This is a genomic window from Rheinheimera texasensis DSM 17496 (assembly GCF_000711985.1).
Lineage (GTDB): Bacteria > Pseudomonadota > Gammaproteobacteria > Enterobacterales > Alteromonadaceae > Pararheinheimera > Pararheinheimera texasensis.
On sequence record NZ_KL544005.1, the window covers coordinates 302,104 to 323,040 of the forward strand.

A 20,937-nucleotide genomic window follows, 5' to 3' on the forward strand; every position below is an offset into this window, starting at 1 on the left:
AATCCTGAAAATGCTGATGTCGGCTGCTAAGTTACTGTTGGATAGAAAGTTCCCTAAACGCCCGCTGGCTGTTTCTGTGTCTGTTTTGCTGCTGTCGGTACCACTCAGCCACACCGTCCACGCGGCGCCGGTCGGCAATCTAAGTGCGCTGCAACAGCAAGCCGGGATGATCCAAATCTCCACCGACGCCAAAGTCGCCGTGACAGTCCAGCTGTTAAAACCCGATTTACTGCGCATCCGAGCCGGCCTGAACGGCACGCTGAGCGACGAAGGCAGCAAAGCTGCGCCTATTGTGATCAAAACCGACTATGCGCCTGTGCCTTATCAGCTTAAAGATATGGGCGATTATCAGCTGGTCAGCACCGAAGCAATGGCGCTTCGGATCTACAAAACACCACTGACTTTTGCCCTGTATAAAGCCGACAACCAGACGCTGATAGTGCAAGAGCTGCAGCCGCTTGAACTGAATGACAGCAAAGGCAGTGCGCAAAGCGTGCAGACCTTAAGTACCACGCCGGACGAGCGCTTTTACGGCGGTGGTCAGCAAAATGGTGCCTTTGAATTTAAAGGCAAAAGTATGGAGATTTCCTATTCCGGCGGCTGGGAAGAAGGCGACCGACCAAGCCCGGCACCGTTTTATTTATCGAGTAAGGGTTATGGCGTGCTCAGAAATACCTGGGCCAATGGCAGCTACGACTTCCGCTCGGCTGAATACCTGAATTTATCGCATCAGGAAGGCCGTTTTGATGTTTATTTCTTTGCGGGCGGTTCGATTCAGGACGTCTTAGCGGACTACACCGAACTGACTGGCCGCGCCAGGCTGATCCCGCGCTGGGCCTTTGAATATGGCGACGCCGATTGTTACAACGACGGCGACAACGGGAAAAAACCCGGCACAGTACCGGATGGCTGGACTGACGGCCCAACCGGCACTACACCGGATGTGATTGAAACCGTTGCCAAAAAATACCGCGAACACGACATGCCGGGCGGCTGGATTCTCCCCAACGACGGCTACGGCTGTGGTTACACCGATTTACCCAAAGTAGTCAAAGGCCTCGCTAAATACGGTTTCAGAACCGGGCTTTGGACCGAAAACGGCGTCGATAAAATCGCCTGGGAAGTCGGCACTGCCGGCAGCCGAGCACAAAAACTTGACGTGGCCTGGACCGGCCAGGGTTATCAGTTTGCTTTAGATGCCAATAAAGCCGCGGCAGATGGCATTTTAGATAACTCCGACTCCCGGCCATTTTTATGGACAGTGATGGGCTGGGCAGGCATGCAACGCTACGCCGTGACCTGGACCGGCGACCAGTCGGCCAGCTGGGACTATATCCGCTGGCATATTCCAACACTGATTGGCTCAGGCTTGTCCGGTCAGGCCTATGCCACCGGCGATGTCGATGCGATTTTTGGTGGCAGCCCTGAGACTTATACCCGCGATTTACAATGGAAGGCCTTTACGCCCGTGTTAATGGGCATGTCCGGCTGGTCGAAAGCGGCGCGCAAGCACCCCTGGTGGTATGACGAGCCCTACCGCAGCATTAACCGCGATTACCTGAAACTGAAAATGCGCCTGACACCTTATATGTACACACTGGCACATGAGACGGAACAAACCGGCGCGCCGATAGTGCGCGGCCTGATGTGGGATTATCCGCAGACGCCCAAAGCCTTAACCGAAGCGCATAAATATCAGTTTTTACTCGGCCGCGATTTACTGGTGGCGCCGGTGTATCGCTCACAAACCGCCAGTCAGGGCTGGCGCAAAAACGTGTTTTTACCGCAAGGCCAATGGATAGATTATTGGGATGGCCGCGTCGTTGATGCGTCTGCAGCCGGCCAGCTGCTGGATTATCAGGTCGATTTAAAAACCATCCCGCTGTTTGTCCGCGCCGGCGCCATTATCCCGATGTATGACGCCATGTTGTATGACGGTGAAAAACCCAAAGATGTGCTGACGCTGGATATCTACCCTCATGGCGACAGCGCATTAAGCCTGTACGAGGATGACGGCAACACGCGACAGTATCAGCAAGGGGCGTTCAGTACCCAGCAATTCAGTGTCAAAGCGCCATCTTTTGCCAGCGGCAAAGCCGGTGACATTCAGGTCGAGATCGCGCCGGTCAGCGGCCAGTATCAGGGCCAGGAACCAGCACGGGTGTATCAGCTGCAACTACACAGTCGGGTCAAACCCGATGCGGTGCAGCTGAACGGCAAGCCGCTGCCGACCCTGCCGGACGCCACCGCTTTTGCCAAGGCCAGTGCCGGCTGGTATTTCAGCATTGAAAAATACGGTGTGGTGCATGTTAAAACCGCCAAAACCGATATCCGTCAGGCGCTTAGTTTCACCGTGCAAATCAATGGCGGGCAAAGCCTTGCCGCCACCGCCGGTTATGCCAAAGCACCGGATCTTGGCAATGAAATCGCCGCCGATAGCATTCTGGTGCTGAACCGGCCGGCGGAAGAATCCGGTCATGTGCTGGAAAACGCTTTTGACGGCAAACCCGGTACCTGGTTTCGCACCAAACGCGACCAGTCGCTGAAAACCGGTGCCCATGAATTTACGCTGGCACTCGGCGAGCGACGCATGGTGAATGGCTTTGAAATCGCACCGCGCAACGACCAGCATTGGCAATATGGTCAGGTCGCCGATTATGAGGTTTATCTGGGCGAGAACAATGGCGAATGGGGTGAGCCGGTCGCGCGCGGCCGTTTGCAAAAACTGCAGCAAAAACAAAAGGTCGAGTTTGAAGCTCGCCCCGGCAGTTTATTCCGCTTCCGGATCTTAAGCACACAAGATCAAGCAGAGGCAGACCCAATGGTAACAGCTGCGGCCCAAGGCAGCGCCAAAGCCTATAACGCTTTATTGCCAAAAGTGGTGAGCCCGATTGCGATTTCTGAGTTCCGTGTGCTGCAACAACCGGAACCTGAAACGGAGCCGGTCCAGCTGTTTTTGGCAGAGCAAAAACCGCTGCGAAGCGATAACGCAAGCGGACCGGTCGAGCTGAATCAAAGCAACGGCGGCAACAAAGCTAATGATGGCGCTGTGATGTCGATGAATGGGCTGAAATTCCGTAAAGGCCTTGGCGTGGCGGCGCAAAGCCGGATTGATTATCAGCTGACCGGCCAATGGCGGTTGCTACGTGCCGATGTCGGTATTGACGACAGCTGCCGCGATAAAGGCGGTGTGCAGTTCCAGATTTATGGCGACGATAAGCTACTGTACGACTCAGGCCTGGTCCAAGCGCCGGCGGTGGTGAAACCGGAGCTTGATATCCGCGGCATCCGCCTGTTAAGCCTGCGGACTACCGGCGGCAAGGCAGGTGTTTGTGCCAACTGGGCCAATGCCTCAGTGCTGGGATACCCGGCGAAAAATAGCAAGTTGTAATGAGCAAATAGGAAAGCAAGCCGGCCATAGCGCCGGCTTTTTTGTAACAGTATCACAACTCATCGACATGATCCGGCCATCAGCCGCATTCCGCTGCACCAATGCAAGGTTCTGACGTATCAATGAGCTTTTATCACTCTGGGAGCATTTATGCGCTTACGTTATTCATTTGCCTTGTTGGCTTTGAGCATCAGCGGCCTGACTCAGGCCGCCATAGATCCACAATATCAGTACCTGAACGCCCTGCCGGCCCCACAGGATACGCTGGTGCTGCCACTGCGCAGCAACGATGTCAAAGACGGCAAGCACAGCCTGCTCACCGACCCACAGCTAAAACAGCAAATAGCTGCCGCCGGTTTTACCGGCAAAGCGGGTACCATCAGCCAGCTTTATCAGGTCGCGGGTTATCAACGGGTATTGCTATTGGGCCTGGGTGATAAGCCGGTGATCGCCGATGACAAGCTGGCCGCTTATGGCGGCGATTTAGCGGTAGCGCTGGATAAAAGCAGTGCGCAGCAGGTCACCATTGATGGCCGTTATCTGGCCGCGATGCCACAGCTGATCCATGGCCTGGAGCTGCGGGCCTATCGCTTTGACCAGCTGAAATCCAAAGCAGAAGCGCCACGCAAAGTTGCGGTGAATGTGGTAGTGGCAGATGTCAAAAATGCTGAGCAACAGCATCAGCAGCTACAAGCCGTGGCCGAGGGCGTCTATCTGGCGCGTGATCTGACCAATCTACCGGCCGCTGATTTAACACCACAAAGCTTCGCTGAAGCTGCTTTGGCGCTACAAAAGCTCGGTGTCAAAGTCACGGTACTGGATGAAAAAGCCATCGACAAGCTCGGCATGGGTGCTTTGGCGGCTGTCGGTCGCGGCAGTGAGCGCCCGCCACGCCTCGTGATCGCACAGTGGCAGGGCGATAATAAAGCGCCGCTGGCGATCGTCGGTAAAGGCATCACCTTTGATACCGGCGGTTACAACCTGAAAACTGATGGCGAATCCATAGTGCGGATGACCAGCGACATGGCGGGTGCGGCAGCTGTGCTTGGTACTATCAAAGCGCTGGCGCTGCAAAAAGCCAAAGTGAATGTGGTCGGCCTGATGGCGATGGCGGAAAACATGATTTCCTCCAACGCGTATTTACCCGGTGATGTATTAAAAACCGCGCAGGGCCTGACAGTGCAAATCACCTCGACAGACGCCGAAGGCCGTTTGGTGATGGCCGATGCGATGTGGTACGCCCGCAAAGAATACCAACCGCGCGCCATGGTGGACATTGCCACTTTAACCGGCAGTAAAGTCGGCGCGCTGGGCAGTTACTACGCCGGGCTTTTCAGTGAAGATGAAGCCTTGACCGGCGCTTTGTTACAAGCCGCGAAACAGAGTGGCGAGCCGCTGTGGCGTTTACCGCTCAGCGATGAATTTGCCGGCGAACTGAAAAGTGACATTGCGGATTTACGCAACACCGGCAAAACCACCGGCGCCTCGACCGCTGCCTGGTTCCTGAAACAATTCGCCGGTGACACGCCCTGGGCCCATCTGGATATCGCCGGCAATGCGCTCGCCAGCAGCGACAAAGGCGTGCATCCCACTGGTGCCACCGGTTTTGGTGTTCGTCTGTTAACCCAGTGGTCGCTGCAACAGCCATAAATCGAAGCGTTTACCTGAAAGCCCCCTGCGACTTATTGTCGCAGGGGGCTTTTTTATTCTGACGCCACTGCTAAAGTGTTTTCTAATTAAAATCTGAGACTTAGCTATGGCCTTTCCAAATCTGCGCCGCGAGCGTTTCTGGCGTCAGCTGCATTTCTATCTGGGTCTGGTGCTGTCTTTACAACTGGTCGCCTGGTTTGCCAGTGGTGTAGTGATGAGCTGGTTTGAAATTGAGCAAGTGCGTGGCGAACATTTGCAATCCCCGGCGCCGGCGGCGCGCTGGAGCGAAGCGCTGGTCACGCCGGCCGCTGCCGTAGCGCAAGCGCCGGCGCAATTCCGACAAGCGCAGTTAAGTCTCAGCCAACGCGGCACTGAGCCGGTATATCAGTTACAACAAGATGACCAACAGCTGTTTATCAGCGCCTCGTCTGGTCAGATTTTGCAGCCTTTGGCTGCCAATGAAGTGCAGATCTTGGCACAGCAACGCTACAAAGGCACTGGGGCATTACGCAGCGCCGAATGGTTAACGCAAACGCCTGCTGAAGTGCGTGGATTAACAGCGCCATTGTGGCAGGTGCAATTTGCCGACGCTGAACAAACCGCATTTTATTTCCACCCGATCACCGGACAATTATTGCGGGTGAGAACAGATACCTGGCGTCTGTACGATTTCTTCTGGATGCTGCACATCATGGATTACCAGGATCGCAGTGACTTTAATCATCCGCTCCTGATCATCAGCGCCGGCAGTGCGCTGGGGTTTACCCTGGGGGGTTTTGTGCTACTTGGATTTCGGCTGGCACGGCTTCGTCGCCCCGGCTTGCCCACCACTTAACCCGTCCGCAGCGCAGGAACCGATAGACCTCTATACTGTCAGAAGTTATCTGTACATTTTTCAACCAAAGACAGTGGGGTGCGACATGGATACCAGCAAACACAATCTGTATACCCTGTTTGACCAGTTGGGGCTGCCCAGCGATGATGCCAGCATTGAACGCTTTGCCCGGCATTATCGCCTCAACGAGGGCCAGTATCTGTATCAGGCGGAGTTCTGGACGCCGGCGCAGGCCAGCTTTCTCAAAGATGCCTATCAGCAGGATGCAGAGTGGTCAGACGCGCTGGACCAGCTGAACGGCCTGATGCGCTGACTTGAAGGTCAGCGCCCCAGCTGATACAGCGGTAAGGCGTTTAAACGTCGGTCGATTTCTGCCACCATTTGTTGATAAACGGCCGAATCGATCGACTGATATTGCTGCTCGAACATTTCCTGCGGTAAACCTTCTGGCAGCCGGCTTTTACTCGGGAACAGTTCTTGTTCGGTGCGCTCTGCCGCAGCAAAAAACTGCTGCAATGCCCGCGCCGACTCCGGTGTCGCCACCGCCAGCCGGGCGAAGCGGATACCGGCACGGTCCGCCAGCAAATCGACAAAACTGAAACCACTGCCGCCCTTTAACGAATCGAGCAGTTCTTTCGCCTCGCCGACCGCTGAAGATAACCGTTGATTACCCAGCACATGGATAGTTGCGGAATAGATAAAATGCTGTTGTAAATCAGGCCGGCGTGCCAGTGTCACCCGCGGGGTTTTGCCCTGCGGATTGGCCTTAACTTCATTGACCAGCAGCTGCAGATTACGTCCCCCCAACAACTGCGCCAACGCCAGGATCACTGCCTGGTTTTCCTGCACGGCGAGTTCAGGTTTGGCCTCGCTGCGCTTATCTGCTTCACGCAGCAATAGCTGCAAATAGCTAATCAGGCTTTGTGACGCCGCAGACTGCTGGCTATGTTGCAGCGCCAGCGCATAATAATGCTCAATCAGCTCTTTCTGGCTTTCATCGCGAAACCATTGTTTATATAAATTCAGCCCTGAATGCTTCAGAGCACTGAAGCTGAAATCGGCAGATTTGTTCAGCTCCACCTTCACCGCATCCTGTTGCACTGTGACAGAACGAACTTTTGCCAGTAATTCAGCGCCTTGTCCCGGCCCCCACACCTGATCGGCGACCCAGCCTAACAAACCAAGCGCCATACCGCCCGGTAGCGTCAGGCTGCCAATTTGTACTTTTTTCAACTGCAAAGGACCAACGGAAGGTTCAATCTGTAAATGTGCGTTGACATACCAATGCCAGGTAAACAGCTGCAAAGGCATCGTCATCAGGATAGTTAAACCACTGTCATTGATCTGAGTTTTGCCCTGAAATCCGGGCAAACTGCGGCTCGCGATGGTAAACGCCGCATTGAGTTCATCAGCATTAGTCTGGATCACCAGCTGCTGACCGGGGTCCCGCATCGACTGGTTCAGATTATTCAGCAACTGCTGACTGTTGCGCACCGCCGCAGCATTTAACTGACCGGTTTCGTTTAATACAGGCGTACTGTCCAGCAATAGCCAGGCAACACACAGCACCACTGTGCTGAGTAACACGAATAAAGTCAGGAGCTGGCGAAACAGATGCTGAACGGCCTGCATCAAAAAACCTCTTGAGGCGTAAAGGGCTTCATCTTACCAGAAGCATTTGCTACTGGGCGAAGATTTCCGGCCGGGCAAAATTTGTAACTAAATTTTTCGTAAACAATAGCTTGGCACTACCGCTTTGCTGCTTTTTCTAGCTAAGATACCAACAAAGCCGCAGATGCGAAGTGCCGGTTCCCGGAACTACTACTATTAAAAGAAATCGCTGAGGAGTTCGTTTGAACCCATTGTTATCACTGTTTGGTATTTGTTTATTTCTGTGCAGCCAGCTGCTTTCTGTTGCGATAGCTGAGCCACTGGACGCTGAACTGGACAAATACCTGCAACTGACCAACGAACAACCGGCGCAGGCATCCGCTTTTATCCGGTCTTTAGAGGCACAGTTAACTCCTTCCACCCCTGCCATCGCCCGGGCCAGATTGTGGTCATATCTCGGCAGTGACTATCGTGAACACCGCGATTTTGCCAAAGCGCAACACTATATCGATCTGAATCTGGAGCTTGCCGAAAAAAGCCAAAGTGAGGATATTCGCACTGAAGCGCTGACCGACCAACTGGCGTTACATCTGGCACAAAATCAACCTGGCAAAGCCAGAGCACTGGTCTCTCAGCTGCAGGAAGCGCTCTCCGGCGCTAATCTGGAGCGGGTGCGCTACTACGCCGCCAATACGCTGGGTAGTTTCTTGCAATCAGAAGACCGCTATGAAGATGCCCTGCAGGCGTATTATCAGGCCTTTCATGCCATCGAAAATTCCAGCCACCCGCGCACAGCAGTGCGCAGAATTTACTTGCAGGGCGCCATTGCCGGTCTGAATACAGTGCTTGCGCAATATCAAAAAGCCGACGAATTGCTGCAAACCGCGATCAAACAAGCGCAAAGCGACGCCGGGCTGAATTTTATGCTACCTGACTTGTATCTGCAGCTGGGGGTCAACTATGCATCGCAGCAGCAAAACAGCTCGGCAGAACAGGCAAATCAGCAAGGGTTGCAATGGGCGCGCAGGCTCAATAACAAACTGTCGATTGCCACATTATTGAATAATCTTGGCGATTTAAGATTAAAACAGGGGCAGTATGCCGAGGCAGTGCAGCTCTTTACCGAATCCAGACAATTGGCTGAGCAGCTGAATTATTCCGCCATGGTGCTGACTGCAGAATTTAATTTGGGTTACATCCAGGTCTTGCAGGGCAAACAGCAGGAAGGTCTGGCGCAAATGGCGGCTATGGTGGCAAAAGCGCGCGAGCTGCAACTGGCCGACACAGAGCTGTTGAGTTATGTCGGCGAGCTGGCCGATGCCTATGGCATCGCCAAAGCCCATGCCGACGAGGCCCGTTTGCTGCGCGAATACAATGTGCTGAGCCAGAATATTTTTAAAACTGACCGCGACCAGGAGATCAGCGCGCTACAGGAAGCCTTTTCTGCCAAAGAAAAGGCCAAACAAATTGAAAGTCTGGAGCAACAAAACAAACTCAACACGGCAGAACTGGCGCAAAAACAACTGCAGCAACGGGTGATGCTATTGTTCGGACTGGTGGTGCTGTTAGCCACAGCTTTGTTGTATTTGCTGTATCGCAAAGTACGCAATGCCAACCTGCAACTGCGTCAGGCCAATGACCAGCTGGCTTATAACTCGTTGCACGACCCGCTGACCGGCTTGTTGAATCGCCGCTCTTTGCACGAATTTATGCAAAAACGTACAGAACAAGGCGAACGCCGGCAGTTACCGACCGCGGCTACCGATGGTTTTATCCTGCTCGATATCGATTACTTCAAACATATCAATGACCATCATGGCCACGCCGCCGGTGACGCTGTGTTAGTCGAAATCGGTCAGCGGTTGAAACAGCTCACCCGTCAGGGCGATATGGTACTGCGCTGGGGCGGCGAAGAGTTTCTAATAGTACTGCGCAATCTGAATCAAACCGCCCTGACCAATTTCACCAACCGGGCCTTACAGGTCATCGGCAGTACCCCGGTGCCTTATCAAAACAGCAGCATTCCGGTCACGGCATCTGCCGGTTTTCTGACCTTGCCATTTGCCGGTGTTGACGAAACCCAGCTGAACTGGGAAAAGGCGCTGAAACTGGCTGATATGGCGTTGTATATGGGCAAAGTGCACGGCCGTAACCGCGGTTATGGTCTGGTGGCGCTGCACCGGCCTTATGAAGAACTAAAAGCCCAGCTGGAAACCGACTTAAGTTTACCCATTGAACAAGGTCATCTGGAAATTACCCTGGTACTGGGCCCGCCACAAAGTTAAACCTGTTACAAAGCTAAAGCTCGTTCGGGTTACAAGGTGGCGGCGCAGCCGCTGTTGCATTGCCAAAATAACGTTCCTGCAGCAAGGTATAAGCCGAAGACTTTTGTACCTGCTGCAACGCCTGATTAAAGGCGCTGGCCAGCTCTTTACTGCGAAACGCGGCACGATAAAAAGTCGGCGCAAACAACGGATGGATTTGCACCTGAGCGCTTTGCTCTGCTTTGCTGTTGTAATAAAAAAAGATGTTCATATCCATCACCACCACCTGCACCCGCTGTTTCTGTAGCATCTCCACCTGAGTGCGCTGGTCGACAGTTTCACGGTAGCTCGGAGATGTCAGGGCAATGCGCTGAAAAGCTTCAGGCAACACCTGCACCGCATTCTGAAAAGCCAGAACAGACAAAGGCGCCAGATCTGCCACATCATTTAAGCTGATTTGATTCGCCGCCAGCGTGACGGCGACATTCTGGTAACGGATATAAGGGCAACTGTAAAAAATTTTTGGATTGCCTTCGGCTTTTATTTGCAGCGTGGCAATGTCGCCAATACCCTGCTGCAACAATGTGAAAATGCGTTTGTTCGGTACATAAGTGAATTCTGCCGGCAACTGCATCACCCGGGCCACTTCACGCAGCAATTCAATTTCATAGCCATCCGAACTATCCACCTGAATATAAGGCGGTTTGTTCATGCCAACCAATACTTGCAGCGGTTTATCTGCCCGTGCCACGCCAGCCCAGATGCCAGACAATAACCAAAGCCCTGTCAGCCACAGACGCATGCCAGACCTCACTTTTAAAGCGGCGATAACAGAAGCATAGCGGAGCAAATGGCAGGCACAACCGTGCTGACTATACTGCAACTATCAGGTTGTCACGGAACGCCTCATGAATACACACCAGCTATTGTCTGCCCCAGCGATCTTGCTGCTGAGTTTTTTTGCGCTGCCTCTTCGCGCTGACGTGCTGTGGCAAGACTTTCGACTCACCTATTTAAACGGCAGTCATTACCGGCTTGGTGACCCAAACCGTCAGGTGCTGACCATTGAACATGCCGCCGCCACCAGCTGGGGCGACAGCTTTTTCTTCCTCGACCATATGAAATCCGCCAACGGCCAACACACAAACTACGCAGAATTACAGCCACGCTTTAGCCTCTGGAAAAACGGCTGGCAGCTTCAGCCCGGCGGTTTGATTAAAGATGTTTTACTGGCAAGCCATATCGAAATGTCGTCCCAACGCACCAATTTGCTCTACGGCGTCGGGCTTGATTTGGCGGTCCCCGGCATGAAGTTTACCCAGCTGAATTTTTACCGGCGTAACAACGAACACATCGCCGATAACTGGCAAGCCACTTTGGCCTGGGGTGCGCCTTTTCAGCTTGGCGGTCAACCGTTTTTGTATGACGGTTTTATCGACTGGGCCAGTGGCAGCGTCGATCAACATGCCAATTTTAACTGGACCTCGCAGTTCAAATGGCTGGCAAGTTCACTGTGGCAGGGCAAGAGCCAGGTCTGGCTCGGTGTGGAGTATGTCTGGTGGCGGCATAAGTTTGGGGTCAGTGACAGCCCAACGCTTCGAAGCCACGAGAACAACGTCAATCTGCTACTGAAATGGCATTTTTAACCAGGGGCTGCTGATGTTTGGTGAGCAAGACAAAAACGCCGGGTGAGCCCCGGCGTTTTAAATGTGGTTCGAACGGGAATTATTCCCAGTTCAGCACCACTTTGCCGCTCTGGCCAGAGCACATAATGTCAAAGCCTTGTTGGAATTCAGCAACCGGCATTTCGTGGGTGACGATAGGCGTTAAATCCAAACCGGATTGAATCAGGCTGGCCATTTTGTACCAGGTCTCGAACATTTCGCGGCCGTAAATGCCTTTAATCACCAGGCCTTTAAAAATCACTTTGTTCCAGTCAACCGCCATATCAGACGGCGGAATACCCAGCATCGCAATCTTGCCTCCGTGGTTGATGGTATCGAGCATAGAGCGGAAGGCCGACGGCACGCCGGACATCTCTAAACCAACATCAAACCCTTCCGTCATGCCTAATTCGGCCATGACATCCGTCAAATTTTGTTTGCTGACGTCCACTGCGCGCGTCGCGCCCATTTTCATGGCAAGCTCAAGCCGGAATGGATTGACGTCGGTGATAACAATATGGCGGGCGCCAACATGGCGCGCCACCGCCACTGCCATGATGCCGATTGGGCCGGCGCCGGTGATCAGCACGTCTTCACCGACCAAATCAAACGACAGCGTGGTGTGCACAGCATTACCGAACGGGTCAAAAATCGCTGCGATGTTATCCGGGATACTGTCCGGAATTTTAAAAGCGTTAAAAGCCGGGATCACCAGGTATTCTGCAAAAGAACCCTGACGGTTCACGCCCACACCAATAGTGTTGCGGCACAAATGTACCCGACCTGCGCGACAGTTGCGGCAATGGCCACAGACTAAATGTCCTTCGCCGGACACGCGATCGCCGACGGCAAAACCACGTACTTCCGAGCCCATGCCCACCACCACACCAACATATTCATGACCAACCACCATGCCATGTGGAATAGTTTTTTGCGCCCAGTCATCCCACTTGTAGATATGGACGTCAGTGCCACAAATGGCGGTCTTTTTGATTTTGATTAAAACGTCGTTTGGCCCGACTTCCGGCATTGGCACTTCGGTTTGCCAAATGCCCGGTTCTGCTTTTAATTTCGCTAATGCTTTCATGTTGTTACCTTAAGAAATCACGCCCATGTCTTTACCGGTGCGGATAAAAGCGGCAATGGCTTTATCCAGCTGCGCTTTACTGTGTGCCGCCGAAATTTGCGTGCGAATACGCGCCTGGCCTTTTGGCACCACCGGGAACGAGAAGCCGACTACATAAACGCCTTGCTCCAGCATACGGCGGGCAAATTCACCGGCAACTTTGGCATCGCCCAGCATCACCGGAATAATCGCATGGTCTTTACCAGCCAGCGTGAAACCTGCTGCGGTCATCTGTTCACGGAAATAGGCCGCGTTGTCCCAGAGTTTAGCTCTGAGCGCGTCGCCTTGCGCTAGCATGTCGAGTACTTTAATCGACGCGGTGACAATAGATGGCGCCAGACTGTTCGAAAACAGATACGGCCGTGAGCGCTGTCGTAGCCACTCGATGATTTCTTTTTTGCCTGAAGTGTAACCGCCGGAGGCGCCACCTAAGGCTTTGCCGAGCGTGCCTGTGATGATATCTACACGGTCTAACACGTTGCAGTATTCATGAGTGCCGCGACCGTTTTTACCAACAAAACCGACGGCATGGCTGTCATCGACCATCACTAAGGCATTGTATTTGTCGGCTAAATCACAAATGGATTTGAGATCAGCAATGACGCCGTCCATCGAGAACACACCGTCGGTGGCAATCAACTTAAAGCGCGCGCCATCAGCATCGGCTTGTTGTAACTGCGCTTCGAGTTCCGCCATATCGTTGTTGGCGTAGCGGTACCGTTTGGCTTTACACAAGCGCACGCCGTCGATGATTGACGCATGGTTCAGCGCATCGGAGATCACCGCATCTTCCGCGCCTAAAATGGTTTCAAACAAACCACCATTGGCGTCAAAGCAGCTCGAATACAAAATGGTATCTTCAGTGCCTAAAAACGCACTGATGCGCGCTTCTAAGGTTTTGTGAATATCCTGGGTACCGCAGATAAAACGCACTGAGGCGACACCAAAACCGTGGCTGTCGAGGCCTTGCTGAGCCGCAGCAATCAGTTCCGGTGAATTAGCGAGGCCTAAGTAATTGTTGGCGCAGAAGTTTAACACCTGCTCGCCGTTGACGGTGACATCAGAGAATTGCTGCGACGTGATGATCCGCTCACCTTTGTACAGGCCTTCGGCTTTCACGTCATCGATTTGGTGTTGGATATGGCTGAGGAACGCGGAATTGCGCATAACGCCTCCTGTTGGGACATTGGTATTTATACCCTTCGTCATTGCAGATAGGGCGGTTTTGGCCGCCTGACTCAAACTGCAAAGATTTGGGTATATCTTATTATCGAAAGCATTCGAAATCATTATTTATTTTCGATAAACAACAAATCGCTGCTTCATTAGAATTTGCTGCCGATTGTACCGTAAACCTTCAGCTATGGCAGTGTATTTGCGGCTGGTCGGTGCACAGCAGGGACTGTTTGCCTCAAAGCACGAATTGGTCGGGCAGAAACAACAAAGGCCGCTGCTGCGGCCTTTGTTCGGTCAAGTTCAGTTCACACCGAGCTTATTTCTTTTTCGCTTTTGGATTTGGCAGGTCAGTAATTGAACCTTCGTAAATCTCAGCCGCAAGGCCAATAGACTCGTTCAGTGTTGGGTGCGCGTGGATAGTCAGTGCGATATCTTCAGCATCTGCGCCCATTTCAACTGCTAAACAAATTTCACCCAGCATCTCACCGGCGTTGATACCAACAATAGCGCCACCCAGGATACGGTGTGATTCTTTGTCGAAAATCAGTTTGGTGAAGCCTTCAGTACGGGCTGAGGCGATAGCACGGCCAGACGCAGCCCATGGGAAGGTGGCAGTTTCCACCGCGATGCCTTTTTCTTTGGCTTCTTTTTCAGTGATACCCACCCAGGCCATTTCCGGATCTGTGTAAGCCACAGAAGGAATGCAACGTGGGTCGAAGAAGTGTTTCATACCAGAGATGACTTCTGCAGCCACATGGCCTTCATGCACTGCTTTGTGTGCCAGCATTGGCTGACCAATCACGTCGCCAATCGCGAAAATGTGTGGCACGTTGGTGCGCAGCTGTTTGTCGACGTTGATGAAACCACGCTCATCGACGTTCACGCCAGCTTTCGCTGCATCTAACAGATTGCCGTTTGGACGACGACCCACGGCCACCAGGATTTTGTCGTAACGCACTGGTGAAGCCGGGGCATTTTTGCCTTCAAACGTGACGTACAGGCCGTCAGCTTTGGCTTCAACAGCAGTCACTTTGGTTGACAGCATCAGGGTGTAATTGTCTTTGTTGTATTTGGTGTAGGCTTTAACCAGGTCCGCATCTGCTGCCGGAACCAGCTGGTCAGCGAATTCAACCACAGATACTTTAGAGCCTAAAGCACGGTACACAGTGCCCATTTCCAGGCCGATGATACCGCCACCTAATACCAGCATTTCGCCAGGAATGTCTTTGAGTTCCAGTGCGCCGGTTGAATCGATGACGCGTGGGTCATCTTTTGGAATAAATGGCAGTGCAACTGGCTCAGAACCGGCAGCGATGATGGCGCTGTCAAAAGTGATAGTGGTATCACCAACCACTAAAGTGTTTGGGCCGGTGAATTTGCCGTAGCCGTTGACGACTTTGACTTTACGCATTTTGGCCATGCCAGACAGACCGTTGGTCAGCTGACCTACTACTTTGTCTTTCCAGGCTCGGATTTTATCTAAATCGATTTGTGGTGCACCGAAAGTAACGCCGTGAGATGCCATCTCTTTCGCGTCATCAATGACTTTGGCAACGTGTAATAAGGCTTTAGACGGGATACAGCCAACGTTTAAGCAAACACCGCCGAGGGTGCTGCGGGCTTCAACCAGGGTCACTTCCAGACCTAAATCTGCTGCGCGGAATGCAGCTGAATAACCACCAGGGCCAGCGCCCAGCACTACTACCTGAGTTTTGATTTCGTTGCTCATTGTTTTACCTTGCTATTTTAGCTTGCAATTTTACTTGCATCGGGCTCGTAGGTTGCCACGGCAGCGCCGGTGGCACAGCGTAAAAGTTGGCGGATTTTAGCACCCTGCCTGAAAGATGTCCCGTAACTTTTCAGCCACATCAACATCAGACATCTCAACACCGGCAGCGCTGTTGCACCGCAACAACAGCAGCGGCAGCCGAAGCTACCGCTTTGCTTTTTACATAATAATCTGACGGATATCAGCCAAGTATGACGCCAGCGTCGCAGTGAAACGCGCCGCTAAAGCACCATCGATCACGCGGTGATCATAAGACACCGACAGTGGCACCATCAGACGCGGCTGGAAGGCTTTGCCATCCCATTTCGGTTTAATGTCAGATTTTGACACCCCGAGAATAGCCACTTCCGGCGCGTTCACGATAGGCGTAAAGGCAGTACCGCCGATGCCACCGAGGCTGGAAATAGTGAAACAACCACCCTGCATATCCGCCGCCGTCAGCTTGCCTTCGCGCGCTTTCACCGAGATTTCCTGCAGCTCACGCGACAGCTCGATAATGCCTTTTTTGTTGACATCACGCACCACCGGCACCACTAAGCCATTAGGTGTATCGACCGCAATGCCTAAGTGCACATATTTCTTCAGGATCAGGCTCGCGCCGTCTTCTGATAACGAGCTGTTAAAGGTCGGGAATTCTTCCAGCGCCTTCGCCGCGGCTTTCATGATAAACACCAGCGGGGTGTATTTCACACCGAGTTTTTTCTTCTCGGCCAGCGCGTTTTGCTCTTTGCGGAAATCTTCCAGATCTGTGATGTCCGCTTCGTCAAACTGCGTCACATGCGGGATGCGCACCCAGTTGCGGTGTAAGTTAGCACCAGACAGCTTCTGAATACGTGACAGTGGTTTTTCTTCCACAGCGCCAAATTTGCTGAAATCCACTTTCGGCCATGGGATCAGGTCAAAACCAACACTGTTGCCGCTGCTGGTGACACTGCCTTTGCCGGCAGTGACCTGAGCAATAATGTTTTTCACATAATTCTGCACGTCTTCACGTTGTACCCGGCCTTTCCGCGCTGTGCCTGCCACTTTCGACAGGTCGACGCCAAATTCACGGGCTAAGCGGCGTACCACCGGCGAAGCGTGAGCAAAAGCTGAGCTTTGCGTGACTTCGCTGTCGCTGACGGCCACGGCTGGGGTTGCAGCAGGAGCAGCTGCAGGTGCCGCAGCAACTGGTGCAGCGGCCGGTGCCGGAGCTGCAACCGGAGCTGGCGCTGCAGCAACTGCTGCTGGCGCTGCCGCACCGGTCGAAAATACAAAGACTAGCGAACCAGTCTGAACCTTGTCGCCGACTTTGACTTTCACTTCCGTTACAGTACCAGCAAATGGCGCTGGTACTTCCATCGCGGCCTTGTCGCCTTCGACCGATAACAGCGACTGTTCAGCTTTAACTACGTCACCGACTTTCACCAATACTTCAGTGACTTCCACCGCGTCACCGCCGATATCCGGCACTTTGACGTCTTTGCTTTCTGTAAGCGCTGGCGCGGTGGTAGCAGCTGGCGCTGCAGCAACAGGGGCCGCAGCAGGCGCTGGCGCAGCTGCCGGAGCCACAGCGGCTGCAGAACCGGCACCGGCAAAGACCATAATCAGCGAACCGGTTTTGACTTTATCACCGGCTTTCACCCGAATTTCCTGCACAACGCCAGCCTGAGCAGCTGGTACTTCCATCGAGGCTTTATCGCCTTCGACCGACAGCAGTGACTGGTCCACACTGACAGTGTCGCCGACTTTCACCAGAATTTCGGTGACTTCCACTTCATCCGCGCCGATATCCGGCACAAAAATTTCGATTGTCATTGCCATTCCTCTTATGCGAACAGTGGGTTCGGCTTATTGGTGTCGATGCCAAAACGCACGATGGCATCGGCGACCAGTTGTTTGTCGATAGTGCCTTGTTTGGCCAGCTCACGCAGCGCTGCCAGTACGACGTAACCAGCGTTCACCTCAAAGTGACGGCGCAGATTTTCGCGGCTGTCAGAGCGGCCAAAGCCGTCAGTGCCCAGCACTTTGTACGACACTGCCGGCACAAAAGCACGGACCTGGTCGACATAGTTTTTGATGTAGTCGGTAGCGGCAATCGCCGGCTCTTTGCCCATCACTTGTGCAATGTAAGGCACTTTCTCGGCTTCATTTGGATGCAGCATATTGTGACGTTCACAGTCCTGACCGTCGCGTGCCAGTTCGTTGAATGAGGTCACTGAGTAGACATCTGAAGCAATGCCATATTCTTCTGACAGAATTTCAGCGGCGCGGCGCACTTCGTTCAGGATGGTGCCTGAACCTAATAACTGCACTTTGCCTTTGTTACCGGTCAGCGTTTCCAGCTTGTAAATACCGCGACGGATGCCTTCTTCGGCGCCTTGTGGCATGGCCGGGTGATGATAGTTTTCGTTCATCACAGTGATGTAGTAGTAGACGTTTTCCTGCGCCGGGCCATACATGCGGCGGATACCGTCCTGCATGATCACTGCCAGTTCATAGGCGTAAGTCGGGTCATAAGAGATACAGTTTGGTACTGTACCGGCCAGAATATGGCTGTGACCGTCTTCATGCTGTAAACCTTCACCGTTTAATGTGGTGCGGCCGGCGGTGGCGCCTAACAGGAAACCACGCGCTTGTTGGTCACCTGCCAGCCAGGCCATATCGCCGACGCGCTGGAAGCCAAACATGGAGTAATAAATGTAGAACGGGATCATCGGCAGGTCATTGGTGCTGTACGACGTTGCCGCCGCCACCCAGGATGCCATGGCGCCCAGTTCGTTGATACCTTCCTGCAGTACCTGGCCTGAAGTTTCTTCTTTATAGTAAGAAACAATGGCGCGGTCTTCCGGCGTGTACGTCTGGCCGTGCGGGTTATAAATACCGATTTGACGAAATAAGCCCTCCATACCAAAGGTACGGGCTTCGTCGGCAATAATCGGCACAATTTGCTGACCGATATTCGGGTCTTTTAACAGAATGTTCAGGCCACGCACGAATGCCATAGTGGTCGAAATTTCGCGTTTTTGCTCTTCCAGCAAGCCTTCAAACGCCGGCAATTCCGGCAGGGTCAGTGGCTTGGTGAAATTCGGCAGACGTACCGGCGTGTAGCCGTTTAACGCCTTACGACGCGCATGCAGGTACTGATGCTCAGGCGAGCCTTCCGGCAGCGTCAGATATGGCAGGCTATGCACGTCTTCTTCAGACAGGTATTCTTCCAGATTCAGACGCTTACGGATTTGCAGCACATGCGTCATATCCATTTTCTTCACCTGGTGGGCGATGTTTTTGCCTTCAGCGGCTTCACCCATGCCATACCCTTTGATGGTTTTGGCCAGAATGACGGTCGGACGACCTTTGGTCTCTTGTGCCGCTTTAAATGCAGCGTAGAGTTTGGAAGGTTCATGACCACCACGTTTTAACGCGAAGATCTCTTCGTCGGTCATGTCAGCCACTAATGCCGCAGTTTCCGGGTAACGGCCAAAGAAATGCTGACGCACATAAGCACCGTCTTTGGATTTATAAGTCTGATAATCGCCGTCGATGGTTTCGTTCATCAGTTGCAGCAGTTTGCCGGTGGTGTCTTTGGCCAACAGCTTGTCCCAGCCGCTGCCCCATACCACTTTGATCACGTTCCAGCCGGCGCCACGGAATAAACCTTCCAGTTCCTGGATGATTTTGCCGTTGCCCATCACCGGGCCATCTAAACGCTGCAGGTTACAGTTGACCAGGAAACACAGGTTATCCAGTTTTTCCCGCGCCGCAAAAGACAGCGAACCACGGCTTTCCGGCTCGTCCATCTCACCGTCACCGAGGAAAGCGTACACGCGCTGTGCGCTGGTGTCTTTCAGGCCACGGCCGTGTAAATACTTCAGGAATCGCGCTTGATAAATTGAAGTAATCGGGCCTAAACCCATCGACACAGTCGGGAACTGCCAGAATTCCGGCATCAGTTTCGGGTGCGGGTAAGACGATAAACCTTCGCCACCCACTTCCTGACGGAAGTTGTCCAGCTGGTCCGCAGTTAAACGGCCTTCAACAAAAGCACGGGCGTAAATACCCGGTGAAATATGGCCCTGGTAATAGACTAAATCGCCGCCGTCTTTTTCGTTCGGCGCACGGAAGAAGTGGTTAAAACAGGTCTCGTAAAACGCGGCAGCAGACTGGTAAGACGCCATATGGCCGCCTAATTCCAGCTCTTTTTTCGAGGCGCGCAGCACGATCATGATGGCGTTCCAGCGAATGACGGAGCGGATTTTCTTTTCCAGATTCACATCGCCCGGATAAGCCGGTTCCTGTTGCGGCGGAATAGTGTTGATATAGTTGGTGGTGACGCCGGTTGGCATGTCGACCCCTTCCAGCCGCGCCTGTTCCAGCACCTGCTCGAGCAGGAATTGCGCCCGCTCGACACCTTCGGTGCGTACTACGGATTCCAGCGCTTCCAACCACTCCTGGGTTTCGAGCACGTCGACGTCAAGCTTATTGACTTCAGACATATCAATTTTCCTTTCAAACCGTCCTGCCGCGCAGGACCTTGCTGTTATTGTTCTGCTGTGCTGTTTCAGTTCTGTTGCGAACGACGCAGCGAGCGTTCAAGTCGTGAGCGTTCCCGGTCGGCTTCCAGCAAAGCCTCTTCAATAAAGGCCAGATGGCTGTTGCTGGCTTGCCGGGCTTGTTCCGGCTCACCATTGATCACCGCTTCCATTAACCGTTGCCGATGTGAATTCAGCTGGCCCACAATGCCGTCCTTCTGCTGCAGAATTTCCAGGTTTAACCGGATATTCTGCTCCACCAGCGGCGTTAAGCCGCGCACCAGATGCAAAAGCACCACATTGTGGGATGCTTCTGCCACTGCTGAATAAAAACGTCCAACCGCAGCGGCCTCGGCATTGATGTCATGCTGTTGCTGCGCCAGACAAATCTCGTCGTAGCGTTGTTTAATCTGACTGAAATCGTTGGCTGTACCACGCAGCGCCGCGTAATAGGCGCAAATGCCTTCTAAGGCGTGACGAAATTCCAGTAAATCAAATTGGGATTCAGGGTGGCGGCCAATCAGTTCAAATAACGGATCTGTGAGGCCACCGACTAAGGTGTCGCAAACAAAAGTGCCGCCACCTTGTTTACGGCTGACCAACCCTTTGGCTTCGAGTTTTTGTAGCGCTTCGCGCACCGAGGGCCGCGACACTTCAAATTGTTCGGCCAGTTCGCGTTCGGTCGGTAATTTCTGGCCAGGCGCAAAACTGCCCTCGAGCAACATTTGCTCCAGCTGTCCGACAATTTGATCCGACAATTTAGCCGGTTTAATTTTGAGTGCGTTTTTCATGGCTTCAACAGCGTAGCAAAGCGTCGCTGTTTGTCATTCCTGTCCAGAGCTGTTGTTCTTGTCGGTGTGAAAGCTTCCACATCGTGTAAATTGGTAAGACCATTTTACTTTAATGCGCATCAAATTAGC

General features: G+C 53.1%; 14 protein-coding genes. 6 read left to right on the plus strand and 8 right to left on the minus strand.

Going from position 1 to position 20,937, the window contains the following annotated elements; genetic code table 11:
• The first annotated feature begins 76 nt into the window (after nt 1–76).
• The 4 genes from Q399_RS0112020 to Q399_RS0112035 all read left to right on the plus strand — a co-directional run bounded on the left by Q399_RS0112020 (nt 77) and on the right by Q399_RS0112035 (nt 6,189).
• Complete coding sequence (locus tag Q399_RS0112020) at nt 77–3,391, plus strand: NPCBM/NEW2 domain-containing protein (RefSeq protein ID WP_211253307.1); 3,315 nt, start codon at nt 77–79, stop codon at nt 3,389–3,391.
• Between the two features lie 150 nt (nt 3,392–3,541).
• Nucleotides 3,542–5,041: a leucyl aminopeptidase gene (locus Q399_RS0112025; protein ID WP_031568770.1), complete on the plus strand. Its 1,500-nt coding sequence runs from the start codon at nt 3,542–3,544 to the stop codon at nt 5,039–5,041.
• A gap of 106 nt (nt 5,042–5,147) precedes the next feature.
• Nucleotides 5,148–5,876: a PepSY domain-containing protein gene (locus tag Q399_RS0112030; protein ID WP_031568773.1), complete on the plus strand. Its 729-nt coding sequence runs from the start codon at nt 5,148–5,150 to the stop codon at nt 5,874–5,876.
• Between the two features lie 85 nt (nt 5,877–5,961).
• Complete coding sequence (locus Q399_RS0112035; RefSeq protein WP_031568774.1) at nt 5,962–6,189, plus strand: DUF2789 family protein; 228 nt, start codon at nt 5,962–5,964, stop codon at nt 6,187–6,189.
• Between the two features lie 8 nt (nt 6,190–6,197).
• On the opposite strand, the gene Q399_RS21575 is transcribed toward Q399_RS0112035, so the two are convergent.
• Complete coding sequence (locus Q399_RS21575; protein ID WP_051685935.1) at nt 6,198–7,508, minus strand: YfiM family lipoprotein; 1,311 nt, start codon at nt 7,506–7,508, stop codon at nt 6,198–6,200.
• Between the two features lie 221 nt (nt 7,509–7,729).
• Between Q399_RS21575 and Q399_RS21580 the strand changes: the two genes are divergently transcribed.
• Nucleotides 7,730–9,772 carry a tetratricopeptide repeat-containing diguanylate cyclase gene (locus Q399_RS21580; protein ID WP_051685936.1) on the plus strand — a complete coding sequence of 681 codons (2,043 nt, stop codon included), beginning with the start codon at nt 7,730–7,732 and terminating at the stop codon, nt 9,770–9,772.
• A 13-nt stretch (nt 9,773–9,785) separates the two neighbouring features.
• On the opposite strand, the gene Q399_RS0112050 is transcribed toward Q399_RS21580, so the two are convergent.
• Nucleotides 9,786–10,553 carry a substrate-binding periplasmic protein gene (locus Q399_RS0112050; RefSeq protein ID WP_051685937.1) on the minus strand — a complete coding sequence of 256 codons (768 nt, stop codon included), beginning with the start codon at nt 10,551–10,553 and terminating at the stop codon, nt 9,786–9,788.
• Between the two features lie 106 nt (nt 10,554–10,659).
• On the opposite strand from Q399_RS0112050, the gene Q399_RS0112055 reads away from it, so the two are divergent.
• Nucleotides 10,660–11,397: an outer membrane protein OmpK gene (locus tag Q399_RS0112055; protein WP_031568782.1), complete on the plus strand. Its 738-nt coding sequence runs from the start codon at nt 10,660–10,662 to the stop codon at nt 11,395–11,397.
• A gap of 79 nt (nt 11,398–11,476) precedes the next feature.
• Here the strand turns inward: Q399_RS0112055 and tdh are convergent, their stop codons facing one another.
• The 6 genes from tdh to pdhR all read right to left on the minus strand — a co-directional run bounded on the left by tdh (nt 11,477) and on the right by pdhR (nt 20,808).
• A complete protein-coding gene (tdh, locus tag Q399_RS0112060; protein ID WP_031568784.1) occupies nt 11,477–12,502 on the minus strand; it encodes an L-threonine 3-dehydrogenase in 1,026 nt (341 codons plus the stop codon).
• 9 nt (nt 12,503–12,511) lie between these two features.
• A complete protein-coding gene (locus tag Q399_RS0112065; protein ID WP_031568785.1) occupies nt 12,512–13,708 on the minus strand; it encodes a glycine C-acetyltransferase in 1,197 nt (398 codons plus the stop codon).
• A 325-nt stretch (nt 13,709–14,033) separates the two neighbouring features.
• Nucleotides 14,034–15,446 carry a dihydrolipoyl dehydrogenase gene (gene lpdA / locus Q399_RS0112075; RefSeq protein ID WP_031568787.1) on the minus strand — a complete coding sequence of 471 codons (1,413 nt, stop codon included), beginning with the start codon at nt 15,444–15,446 and terminating at the stop codon, nt 14,034–14,036.
• A gap of 219 nt (nt 15,447–15,665) precedes the next feature.
• Nucleotides 15,666–17,303, minus strand: a complete 1,638-nt coding sequence (aceF, locus tag Q399_RS0112085) for a pyruvate dehydrogenase complex dihydrolipoyllysine-residue acetyltransferase (RefSeq protein WP_031568789.1) — start codon at nt 17,301–17,303, stop codon at nt 15,666–15,668.
• Between the two features lie 11 nt (nt 17,304–17,314).
• Nucleotides 17,315–19,981 carry a pyruvate dehydrogenase (acetyl-transferring), homodimeric type gene (gene aceE, locus Q399_RS0112090; RefSeq protein ID WP_031568791.1) on the minus strand — a complete coding sequence of 889 codons (2,667 nt, stop codon included), beginning with the start codon at nt 19,979–19,981 and terminating at the stop codon, nt 17,315–17,317.
• Between the two features lie 65 nt (nt 19,982–20,046).
• The gene (pdhR, locus tag Q399_RS0112095; protein WP_031568793.1) at nt 20,047–20,808 is read right to left on the minus strand and encodes a pyruvate dehydrogenase complex transcriptional repressor PdhR; all 762 of its coding nucleotides are present in this window, start codon (nt 20,806–20,808) and stop codon (nt 20,047–20,049) included.
• Nucleotides 20,809–20,937 lie beyond the last annotated feature (129 nt).

Coding starts and splice junctions, on each gene's coding strand:
- Q399_RS0112025 (WP_031568770.1), top strand. CDS start 3,542: ATGCGCTTACGTTATTCATTTGCCTTGTTGGCTTTGAGCATCAGCGGC.
- Q399_RS0112030 (WP_031568773.1), top strand. CDS start 5,148: ATGGCCTTTCCAAATCTGCGCCGCGAGCGTTTCTGGCGTCAGCTGCAT.
- Q399_RS0112035 (WP_031568774.1), top strand. CDS start 5,962: ATGGATACCAGCAAACACAATCTGTATACCCTGTTTGACCAGTTGGGG.
- Q399_RS21575 (WP_051685935.1), bottom strand. CDS start 7,508: ATGCAGGCCGTTCAGCATCTGTTTCGCCAGCTCCTGACTTTATTCGTG.
- Q399_RS0112050 (WP_051685937.1), bottom strand. CDS start 10,553: ATGCGTCTGTGGCTGACAGGGCTTTGGTTATTGTCTGGCATCTGGGCT.
- Q399_RS0112055 (WP_031568782.1), top strand. CDS start 10,660: ATGAATACACACCAGCTATTGTCTGCCCCAGCGATCTTGCTGCTGAGT.
- tdh (WP_031568784.1), bottom strand. CDS start 12,502: ATGAAAGCATTAGCGAAATTAAAAGCAGAACCGGGCATTTGGCAAACC.
- Q399_RS0112065 (WP_031568785.1), bottom strand. CDS start 13,708: ATGCGCAATTCCGCGTTCCTCAGCCATATCCAACACCAAATCGATGAC.
- lpdA (WP_031568787.1), bottom strand. CDS start 15,446: ATGAGCAACGAAATCAAAACTCAGGTAGTAGTGCTGGGCGCTGGCCCT.
- aceF (WP_031568789.1), bottom strand. CDS start 17,303: ATGACAATCGAAATTTTTGTGCCGGATATCGGCGCGGATGAAGTGGAA.
- aceE (WP_031568791.1), bottom strand. CDS start 19,981: ATGTCTGAAGTCAATAAGCTTGACGTCGACGTGCTCGAAACCCAGGAG.
- pdhR (WP_031568793.1), bottom strand. CDS start 20,808: ATGAAAAACGCACTCAAAATTAAACCGGCTAAATTGTCGGATCAAATT.